The organism is Dehalococcoidia bacterium (genome assembly GCA_030648205.1).
Classification (GTDB): domain Bacteria; phylum Chloroflexota; class Dehalococcoidia; order JAUSIH01; family JAUSIH01; genus JAUSIH01.
Genome location: JAUSIH010000114.1, coordinates 1 through 9,091, shown reverse-complemented (window position 1 = coordinate 9,091; position 9,091 = coordinate 1). Strand labels below are relative to the sequence as shown.

At 63.2% G+C, this 9,091-nt stretch carries 17 protein-coding genes and 2 pseudogenes; all 19 read right to left on the bottom strand.

Features of this window, described 5'->3' with window-relative positions:
- Positions 1-364: 50S ribosomal protein L18 (gene rplR, locus Q7T26_12860; protein ID MDO8533030.1), on the bottom strand; the 364-nt coding region annotated here is incomplete at its 3' end.
- Positions 365-367: 3 nt separating this feature from the next.
- Entirely contained in the window at positions 368-919 is a 552-nt protein-coding gene (gene rplF, locus Q7T26_12855) for a 50S ribosomal protein L6 (protein MDO8533029.1), read from the bottom strand.
- A gap of 11 nt (positions 920-930) precedes the next feature.
- Positions 931-1,326, bottom strand: a complete 396-nt coding sequence (gene rpsH, locus Q7T26_12850; GenBank protein MDO8533028.1) for a 30S ribosomal protein S8 — start codon at positions 1,324-1,326, stop codon at positions 931-933.
- 46 nt (positions 1,327-1,372) lie between these two features.
- The gene (locus Q7T26_12845) at positions 1,373-1,558 is read right to left on the bottom strand and encodes a type Z 30S ribosomal protein S14 (protein MDO8533027.1); all 186 of its coding nucleotides are present in this window, start codon (positions 1,556-1,558) and stop codon (positions 1,373-1,375) included.
- A 149-nt stretch (positions 1,559-1,707) separates the two neighbouring features.
- Positions 1,708-2,235 (bottom strand): annotated as a pseudogene (gene rplE, locus Q7T26_12840) (50S ribosomal protein L5).
- Positions 2,236-2,549: 314 nt separating this feature from the next.
- Positions 2,550-2,861 (bottom strand): 50S ribosomal protein L24, encoded by a 312-nt coding sequence (rplX, locus tag Q7T26_12835; protein ID MDO8533026.1) that lies wholly within the window; start codon positions 2,859-2,861, stop codon positions 2,550-2,552.
- A gap of 19 nt (positions 2,862-2,880) precedes the next feature.
- Positions 2,881-3,249, bottom strand: coding sequence for a 50S ribosomal protein L14 (gene rplN / locus Q7T26_12830; protein ID MDO8533025.1), 369 nt, complete (start codon positions 3,247-3,249; stop codon positions 2,881-2,883).
- A gap of 30 nt (positions 3,250-3,279) precedes the next feature.
- Positions 3,280-3,651 (bottom strand): 30S ribosomal protein S17, encoded by a 372-nt coding sequence (gene rpsQ, locus Q7T26_12825; protein MDO8533024.1) that lies wholly within the window; start codon positions 3,649-3,651, stop codon positions 3,280-3,282.
- Positions 3,652-3,661: 10 nt separating this feature from the next.
- Positions 3,662-3,877 (bottom strand): 50S ribosomal protein L29, encoded by a 216-nt coding sequence (gene rpmC / locus Q7T26_12820; protein ID MDO8533023.1) that lies wholly within the window; start codon positions 3,875-3,877, stop codon positions 3,662-3,664.
- A gap of 12 nt (positions 3,878-3,889) precedes the next feature.
- On the bottom strand, positions 3,890-4,312 hold the full coding sequence (gene rplP, locus Q7T26_12815) for a 50S ribosomal protein L16 (protein ID MDO8533022.1): 423 nt from the start codon (positions 4,310-4,312) through the stop codon (positions 3,890-3,892).
- The gene (rpsC, locus tag Q7T26_12810) at positions 4,281-5,018 is read right to left on the bottom strand and encodes a 30S ribosomal protein S3 (protein ID MDO8533021.1); all 738 of its coding nucleotides are present in this window, start codon (positions 5,016-5,018) and stop codon (positions 4,281-4,283) included. The genes rplP and rpsC overlap by 32 nt, the downstream gene beginning before the upstream one ends.
- Positions 5,019-5,381 (bottom strand): 50S ribosomal protein L22, encoded by a 363-nt coding sequence (rplV, locus tag Q7T26_12805; protein ID MDO8533020.1) that lies wholly within the window; start codon positions 5,379-5,381, stop codon positions 5,019-5,021. It abuts the gene before it with no gap.
- Positions 5,382-5,403: 22 nt separating this feature from the next.
- The gene (rpsS, locus tag Q7T26_12800; protein ID MDO8533019.1) at positions 5,404-5,742 is read right to left on the bottom strand and encodes a 30S ribosomal protein S19; all 339 of its coding nucleotides are present in this window, start codon (positions 5,740-5,742) and stop codon (positions 5,404-5,406) included.
- 32 nt (positions 5,743-5,774) lie between these two features.
- Complete coding sequence (gene rplB, locus Q7T26_12795) at positions 5,775-6,605, bottom strand: 50S ribosomal protein L2 (protein MDO8533018.1); 831 nt, start codon at positions 6,603-6,605, stop codon at positions 5,775-5,777.
- Between the two features lie 10 nt (positions 6,606-6,615).
- Positions 6,616-6,900 (bottom strand): 50S ribosomal protein L23, encoded by a 285-nt coding sequence (gene rplW, locus Q7T26_12790; GenBank protein ID MDO8533017.1) that lies wholly within the window; start codon positions 6,898-6,900, stop codon positions 6,616-6,618.
- A 3-nt stretch (positions 6,901-6,903) separates the two neighbouring features.
- Positions 6,904-7,545, bottom strand: coding sequence for a 50S ribosomal protein L4 (rplD, locus tag Q7T26_12785; protein ID MDO8533016.1), 642 nt, complete (start codon positions 7,543-7,545; stop codon positions 6,904-6,906).
- Between the two features lie 124 nt (positions 7,546-7,669).
- Positions 7,670-8,287: pseudogene (gene rplC, locus Q7T26_12780) on the bottom strand (50S ribosomal protein L3).
- 78 nt (positions 8,288-8,365) lie between these two features.
- Complete coding sequence (rpsJ, locus tag Q7T26_12775; protein ID MDO8533015.1) at positions 8,366-8,674, bottom strand: 30S ribosomal protein S10; 309 nt, start codon at positions 8,672-8,674, stop codon at positions 8,366-8,368.
- A 13-nt stretch (positions 8,675-8,687) separates the two neighbouring features.
- Positions 8,688-9,091: elongation factor G (fusA, locus tag Q7T26_12770; GenBank protein MDO8533014.1), on the bottom strand; the 404-nt coding region annotated here is incomplete at its 5' end.

Genomic DNA, 9,091 nt, shown 5'->3' with positions numbered 1-9,091 from the left:
GCAGTCCCCCTTCCCTGGCAGCGTCCGCCAGGGCTTTGACACGGCCATGGTACTTGTATCCTCCTCGGTCGAACGCGACTTGGGTGAGGCCCTTCTCTTTGCTCCGTTGGGCCACAAGCTGGCCTACCGCACGCGCCGCCTCGATCTTCTTGGACTTGGACAGCCGTTCGCGCAGCTCAGGCTCCGCCGTGGATGCGCTGACCAGGGTATTGCCCCGGGTATCGTCAATAACCTGGGCGTAGATGTGGCGCAGGCTCCTGAAGACACACAGTCGAGGGCGGTCCGGAGACGCCGTCATGTTGCGGCGAACCCGCTCGTGACGGACCCGGCGCATGTGCCATGGATTGATAGCGAGTTTTGGCATAGTTTACGCCTTTGCCTTGCCGGCGGCGGCCTTGCCCGCCTTGAGCTTGATGCGCTCACCCACGTAGCGGATGCCCTTGCCCTTGTAGGGGTCGGGCGGTCGCATACTGCGGATTTTTGCGGCCATCTGGCCCACAAGCTGCTTGTCCACGCCGGAGATAATAATGCGGTTTGTCCCTTCCGCGGCGAGGGTGATGCCGGGAAGCGGCGCCACCTCCACCGGATGCGTGAAACCTACGTTCAGCGCCAGGTGCTTGCCTGACGGCTGGACCCTGTAGCCCACGCCCACGATCTCCAGGGCCTTCTGGTACCCCTGGGTCACGCCCACGACCATGTTGTTCAGAAGGGCACGCGTCAGACCATGCAGCGCACGCGTCGGGCGCTCATCGTCAGCGCGGGCGACGATGACGTGGCCTTCCTTGACGGCCACGGTGATGCGAGGGATGACAGAGTGGAACAACTCTCCCTTGGGTCCCTTGATCGTCACCTGGGCCCCGTTGATCGTCACCTGGACGCCTTTGGGAATAACTATGGGCATGCGGCCAATACGCGACATAACTGCTCCCTCTACCACACGTAGCAGACGACTTCCCCGCCCATCTTCTGGCGCCAAGCTTGCTGGCCGGTCAGGAGACCCTTGGACGTGGATACAATGGCGATCCCTATGCCTCCGTGGACGCGGGGCACCTGGCCAGCCCCGGAATAGACGCGGAGGCCGGGCTTGCTGATGCGCTGGATGCCGGAGATCACAGGCTGCTTCCTGTCCCGAAAGGCCAGGTGGATTTTGAGCACGCGCTGAGGCTGGCCCCGTACCACCTCGTAGTCCTTGATGAAGCCTTCGTCCTTCAGGATTTTGGCCATGGCGACCTTCATCTTGGACGCGGGCATGACGGTGCTCTCATGGCGCGCGATGACCGCGTTGCGGATGCGCGTCAACATATCGGCGATAGGATCTGTCATCATAGAGTGTCACCTTCTACTCGCCCGCATGCGCGGGCGGATGGGGCTTTTACCAGCTTGCTTTTCGGATGCCGGGAAGCTCGCCCCTCAGCGCCCGCTGGCGGAAGCAAAGGCGGCACAGTCCAAACATGCGAATGTATGACCGTGAGCGCCCGCACACGTTGCAGCGGTTGTGGCGCTGAACCGCGAAGGGCGGCGTTCTTTTTGATTTAACTACCTTGCACAGTCTTGCCATTGGCTTCTCACCTTTCCTTCTCTTGGAAGGGGCGCCTAGGAGGCGCCTTTCCCGTCACCGACCTCAACTGCGGGTGCGGCGGCGGGGGACGCGCGTTGCGCCGAGGGCTGCTTACCATCCTTGCCGTCTTTGTTCTCGCCGGGTTTCACGAAGGGCATCCCCATCAACTCCAGAAGGCGGCGCCCCTCGCTGTCAGTCCTCGCCGTGGTGCAAACGTTCACCTGCATGCCGCGGACGTGGTCAATGGTATTGTAGTCTATCTCCGGGAACATCACCTGCTCGCGGAGCCCCAGCGAGTAGTTGCCGCGCCCGTCGAAGGCATCCCGCGGCACGCCGCGGAAGTCGCGAATGCGCGGCAACGCGACGCTTACCAGCCTGTCCAGGAAGTCGTACATTCGGTTACCCCGGATGGTGGTCATCAGGCCGATGGCCTGACCCTGCCGGACGTGGAAGTTGGCCACGGACTTCTTGGCGAGAGTTGTGACAGGACGCTGCCCCGCGATCGTGGTCATGTCGCGGGTGGCGTTCTCCATGGCCTTGTTGTTGGTCAGCGCCTCGCCCATGCCGATATGCAGCACGATCTTGGCGAGGCGTGGGACCTCCATGGCGTTCTTGTACCCGAACTCCTTGATCATGGCGGGGACTATCGTTTGGCGGTAGATGTCCCGAAGGCGGGGCGGCGGAGGCGGCGTGACCGGCTCAGCCGGCGCTGCCTTCGCTTTGCCCTTTCCCTTATCGTCGGCGGATGGGGCCTTGGCAGCGGGCTTGGCGGCCTTGCCTTTCTGTTCGGCGGAGGCCGGAGCGGGGGCCGTCTCCCCCTTCTTTTGCTGCCTGCCCTTCTCCTCGGACGCGGCGGGAGTCGCCTCCGCCTTCTTCGGCTGCTTGGCTTTGGCCTCAGCCTCGGCGGGCGCGGGTGTTCCTTCCTGCGCCTTGGCGCGGGATGGCTTCTGCTTCTTCTCGTCCGAGGCGCGCGGCTTGTCCGCGCCCGCGGCTAGTCGATCACTTCCTTGCATTTCCGGCATACGCGTACCTTCCGTTTGTCTTCGAGAACCTGAAATCCGATACGTGTTGGTTTGTCACACTTGGTGCAAACGAGCATGACCTTGCACTGCGCGAGAGGCGCCTCCTGGGAAATGATGCCCGCCTGACGGACGCCGGGCCGGGCCTTCACATGGCGCTTGACCATGTTGATCCCTTCGACAATCAGGGCGTCGTCCTTGGGGGAGGACACGCGGACCTTTCCGCGCTTGCCCCGGTCCTTGCCCGTCATCACCATCACGGTGTCGTTTTTACGAATGTTCATGGAGATAACCTCACGCTCCCTACACGACCTCAGGGGCCAGGGAGACGATTTTGGTGAAGTTCTTTTCGCGCAGCTCACGGGCCACGGGCCCGAAGATACGCGTGCCCTTGGGATTGTTCTTGTCGGAGAGGATGACGGCCGCGTTGTCATCGAAGCGAATAGTGGACCCATCAGGCCGTTTGTGCGGCCAGCGAGCGCGCACCACGACGGCCCGTACCTTGTCGCCCTTCTTGACCTGTGCGCCCGGAATCGCCTCCTTGACCGTGGCGACGATGGTGTCGCCGATGTAGGCGTAGCGCCGCCGGGAGCTTCCCGGTATGTTGAAGCACAGGATGACCTTGGCGCCGGAGTTATCGGCTACCTTGAGTCGCGTGTAGGTCTGGATCATCAGAGTCTCTCTTTACACCACGGTTTTGGACTAGGCGCTGACGGGCGACGTTTCCGCTTGAGGCGCGGGAGCCTCAGCCACGGCGGGCGCTTCCGGGGCCGGTGCCTCTAGCTCAGCCGAAGGCAAATCCACATGGTCGCCACGGGCGACGATCTTGACTATGCGCCAGCGCTTGAGCCGGGAGAGCGGCCGCGTCTCCATGATCTGGACAACGTCGCCCAGCTTGCACTCTTGCTGCTCGTCGTGCGCGTAGAACTTGGTGATGCGCCGCACGGCTTTTTTATAGATGGGGTGGTGCTGCCGCCACTCGATGGCCACCACTACCGTCTTGTGCATCTTATTACTCACGATCCGGCCGACCCGGACCTTGTGCGTCTTGGAAGGAACCACTGTCTTCTGCATCGTCTTTTCCCTACGCCTTCTGGGCGCGCTGCACCAGGATGGTCTGCAGGCGCGCTATCTTGTTACGCGTCTTGCGGATCTGACTCACGTCGGCGAGCTGTCGCGTCGCGAACTTGAAGCGCAGATTCATCACCTCTCTGCGCGCGTCCTCGATTTCCTTGCGCAACTCCGGGTCGGTCATGCCGCGAATTTTGCTGAGCTGTTCAGTCGTCTTCTTAGCTACCATATGCAATCCCGCCTAGAAAATGGCCGTCTCGGCCCGGGTCACGAACTTTGTCTCCACGGGCAGCTTGCGCGCCGCCAGCCGAAAAGCCTCTCGGGCCACGTCCTCCCGGACGCCCGACATCTCAAACAGCACCCGTCCCGCACGGACGACGGCCACCCAGCGGTCCACGGAGCCCTTGCCGCCTCCCTGGCGGGTTTCCGCCGGCTTCAGTGTCCGTGGCAGGTCCGGGAACACCCGGGTCCAGACCTGGCCGCCGCGCTTGATGTAATGGGTCATCGCGCGGCGGGCCGCCTCCAGTTGGCGGGCCGTAATCCATGTGGAGGCCATAGCCTTCAGGCCGTACTCGCCGAAGGCTACGCTGGCGCCCGCATGGGCCTTACCCCTGCGGTGCCCCCTATGCGCGTTACGGTACTTGACTCGTTTGGGTTGCAGCATTGGTCTTCGCCTCTTCAGCCTTGGAGGACTCTATCTTGACCTCGATGGGTGCCTCAGGCCCCGTTCTCTTGGCCTCGGGCATGATGTCGCCTGAATATATCCACACCTTCACGCCGATGCGGCCCAGCGTCGTGCGCGACTCGGCGATGCCAAAGTCAATGTTCGCCCGAAGGGTGTGAAGCGGCACGCGCCCCCAGAACTCTTTTGCCCGGCGCGCAATCTCCGCGCCGCCCAAGCGGCCCGCGCAGATGACCTTTATGCCCTTGGCTCCGGACTGCTGTGCCCGCGTGATGGCCTGCTTCATGGCCCGGCGATAAGAGATGCGGCGTTCCATTTGCTCGGCGATGTTGGCGGCCACCAGATAAGCGTCCAACTCCGGCTGGCGTATCTCCTGGATGTTCAGGCGGACTCGCCGGCCAGCGAGTCGCTCCATCTCTCCCCGCAACTCCTCCACACGCTGGCCTCCGCGTCCGATGACGATGCCCGGGCGGGCCGTGTGAATGGTCACTTGGACCTCGTTCGCCTGGCGTTCAATGTCCACGCGGCTGACGCCCGCCTCCCGGTACTTCCCTGCGATGTGCTGGCGGATTTTTATATCCTCCAGCAGCAGGGTCTTGTATTTCTCCGGCTTGGCTGCGAACCAGTGCGCCTGCCAGTCCTTGATAACCCCCAGGCGAAATCCAATGGGGTGGACCTTGTGTCCCATTTAGGCCTCCTCCTCAGTCACCACCACGCGGATGTGGCAAGTGGGCTTTCGGATCACGTTCGCCCGGCCACGGGCGCGAGCGCGCATGCGCCGCAGTGTGGGACCGGCCTCCGCCGCGACCTTCACAATGCGCAACCGCGCGGGATCCATCTGGAAGTTGTTCTCCGCGTTGGCTGTGGCGGACTTGACCACCTTCAGCACCTTACGCGCCTGGGGAGAGGGCAGGACACGCAGGATGTTCACCGCGTCCTCCACCCTCTTGCCACGCACCGTATTAACGATAATCTGCAATTTCTTGCTGGAGCCGCGCACGTTTCGTGCCAGCGCCGTAACCTCGCGTGGGGCAACGTCTTGACTGACCACCGTGTTTCCTCCCGCCCTAAGCCTACTTCTTCGGCGCCGCCGCGGGCGATGCCGCGGGTGCCGCCGCGGGTGCCGCTGCTCCTGCGGCCTTCTCCGCCGCCGCCTTGGACGAGTGTCCGCGGAACTGCCGCGTAGGGGCGAACTCGCCCAGGCGGTGCCCCACCATATTCTCCGTGATGAAAACAGGCACGTGGCGCCTGCCGTCATGCACCGCAATGGTGAGTCCCACCATCTGCGGGGTGATGGTGGACGGCCGCGACCAGGTCTTGATGATCGTTCTCTGGCCGGAGCGGACCACCGCCTCCAGCTTTTCCAGGAGGCGTTTGTCTACAAAAGGCCCTTTTTTCGTTGAGCGAGACATGCTCTCTCCGCTTTAGCTACACTATCTAAGGACTAGTCCTTCTTACGTCGCTGCACAATGAATCGATTGGAATACTTGCGCCGCCGGGTCCTGTAACCCAGCGCGGGCTTGCCCCAGGGTGTCTTGGGCGGCATGCCCCGGGGGTTCCGGCCCTCTCCGCCGCCGTGCGGATGGTCCCGCGGAGACATGGCCGAACCGCGCACCGAGGGCCGCCAGCCCCTGTGCCGACGTGCGCCCGCCTTGCCAAGCACGATATTCTTGTGGTCCAGGTTGCCCACCTGGCCCACGGTGGCGTAGCACTCCGCGTCCACTCGGCGGACCTCTCCGGAGGGAAGGCGCACCTGCACGAGCTTGTCGGTCTCGCGCGCCATGAGTTGGGCCGCGGTGCCCGCTGAGCGCACCAGTTGCCCGCCTTTGCCCCGGTTCATCTCCACATTGTGGATCATGGTGCCCGGCGGGATGAACTTAAGGGGCATGGCGTTGCCCGGCTTGATCTCCACGCTGGGGCCCGCCTCCACCGTGTCGCCAACCTGCAAGCCGAGGGGCGCCAGAATGTAGCGCTTTTCGCCGTCAACGTAATGCACCAGCGCGATGCGGCACGTGCGGTTGGGATCGTATTCAATGCTCGCCACACGGCCTTTGATTCCCGCCTTGTCGCGCTTGAAGTCAATGGTGCGCAGCATTCTCCTGCTGCCGCCGCCTTGATGACGCACCGTGACCCGCCCCTGGTTGTTGCGTCCCGAATGCTTCTTGTTGAGGACCGTCAGAGATTTCTCCGGCGTCTTCTTGGTAATGTCCTTGAAGTCGTCGGCGACCACGCCACGACGGCCGGGAGATGTGGGCTTAAGTATCTTCAGTCCCACGGTGAGACTCCTACACGTTCTCGAAGATCTGGATCTTGTCTCCAGACTTCAGAGCGACAATAGCTTTCTTCATAGCGGGCCGCTGGATGCGGCGCTTCCCGACGACTTTCACTTTGCCGGGGATGCGCAGCATGTTGACTCGCGTCACCTTCACGCTAAAGACCTTTTCAACCGCCTCTTTGACCTCGCGCTTGGTGGCGCGAAGGTGGACCTCAAAGGTGTATTTCCCGAGCTCCTGCAAGGCCGTTGATTTTTCCGTTACGACAGGCCGCCGGAGGACATCCGTGTAGTGCATGGCCTACTCTCCCGGTGCGGCGGCGGCCGGTGCCCACAGTTGCTCGGCCCGCCGGATGGCATCTACGGTCATGACAAGGTAGTCGTGCTTCAGCAGGTCCAGCACGTTCAGGTAGGGCGCCGCCAAGGCCTTGAAGCCGGGCAGGTTGCCAATTGCGAGTGCGACATCCCGGCTGGCGTCAGGAGTGACCACCAGAGCGCTGCGCTGCACGCCAAGAGTAGTCAGCGTCTTGGACATCTCCCGCGTCTTGGGTGGCACAATGAGGTTCTCCACCACAATGAGCCTCTCTTCCAACGCCTTGGCCGAAAGAAGGCAGCGTAGGGCCAGCTGGCGCATCTTGCGCGGCATCCGTTGCCGGTAGCTGCGCGGATGTGGGCCGAATACAACGCCGCCGTGCCTCCAGAGCGGCGAGCGCGTGCTGCCCGCGCGCGCCCGGCCCGTGCCCTTCTGAGGCCACGGCTTCTTGCCGCCGCCCGAGACATTGCCGCGCGTCTTAGTGGCGTGGGTGCCCGTGCGTTGGTTGGCCTGCTGGCGGACCATCGCCTGGTGCACCACGGCCTCGTTCAGGGGCACACCCAGGAGCTCATCGCTGACCTGGATACTACCCACCGTCTCTCCAGTAAGGTTACGTACCTGTAGTTCCATCGTATTAGTCCTAGGACGCTTTCTTGGCTTCGGGCTTCGCGGCGGACTTCGCGGGAGTCTTGGCGGGGGCCTTGGTAACCGCCTTGCCCCCCTTGGTCGGAGGCGCCACGCGGGTCTTCTTCACCTTCGTGGACCTGTTGATGAGCACTAGCCCGTCCGCCGCGCCGGGGATGGCCCCCTGCAGCACCATGAGGTTCTTGGCGGGGTCCACGGACAGCACCTCCATGTGTTTCACCGTCACCCGTGCGTTGCCCATGTGGCCGGCCATGCGCATGCCCTTAATAACGCGGCCCGGCGTGGTCGTGGAGCCGATGGAGCCGGAGCGGCGCTCTCGGTCCGACTGGCCGTGCGTGTGCGGTCCGCCCTTGAAGTGATGGCGCTTGACCACACCGGCATGGCCACGGCCCTTGGACGTGCCGACGATGTCCACCAGGTCGCCAGCCTTGAACAGGCTCACGTCCAGCTTCGCGCCCACCTGGAGGGAGTCCCCGTCCGTGAGGCGAACATCGCGTAGGTACCGGAACAGCTTGCCCGTCGCCTTCAGGTGCTCCCTCGCCGGCTTGTTCAGCTTCTTGACTTCGCCGAAGCCGAGCTGGACAGCCTCACAGCCGTCCTTCGCCTTGGTTTTCACCTGGGTCACGTAGCACGGCCCCACTTCGACGGCGGTGACCGCGACCACCGCGCCGTCGTCAAGGAAGACCTGCGTCATGCCCAGTTTGCGTCCTATCAGTCCGTTAACCATCTCTGCCTCTCCCCCTTTCCCAGGGGGAGGAGTCACCCCGAATACGTTTTTGCGGGTGACGCTCCTCGTTGTCTTGGATTACAGCTTGATCTCGATGTCCACGCCTGCGGGAAGGTTCAACCGCGTCAGCGCGTCCACCGTCTTGGACGTGGGATCCAGGATGTCAATAAGCCGCTTGTGCACCCGCATCTCAAACGCTTCACGGCTGTCTTTGTCCACGTGCGGCGAACGGGTGACCGTCCACCGCTTAATCCGGGTGGGCAAAGGCAGCGGCCCTGTTACGTTGGCCCCGGTCCGCTCCGCCGTCTCCACGATCTGGGAAGCGGACTGGTCCAGAATACGGTGGTCAAAGGCCTTGAGCCTGATGCGAATCCTCTGCTTGGGCATATGTTATCTCCGGCTACCTTCGGACCAAACGTCCCTTGCTGGCAATTTCTTCCGCGACTGACCGTGGCACTTCCTCGTAGTGGTCGAACTCCTTGGAGTAGTTCGCGCGTCCCTGCGACAGCGAGCGCAGAGTGGTGGCGTAGCCAAACGACTCGGCCAACGGGATGTGGGCGCGAATGACCTGGGTATCACCCCGGCCGTCCACCCTGCCTTCCATGTCCATGATGCGGGCGCGGCGGGAGCTCAGGTCGCCCAGCACGTCGCCCAGGAAGTCGCCCGGGCTGGTTACTTCCACCTTCATGATTGGCTCAAGAAGGATGGGCCTGGCCCGCCTGGCGGCCTCTTTGAAGGCGATTGACCCCGCCGTCTTGAACGCCAACTCGGAGGAGTCCACGTCGTGGTAGCTACCGTCCACCA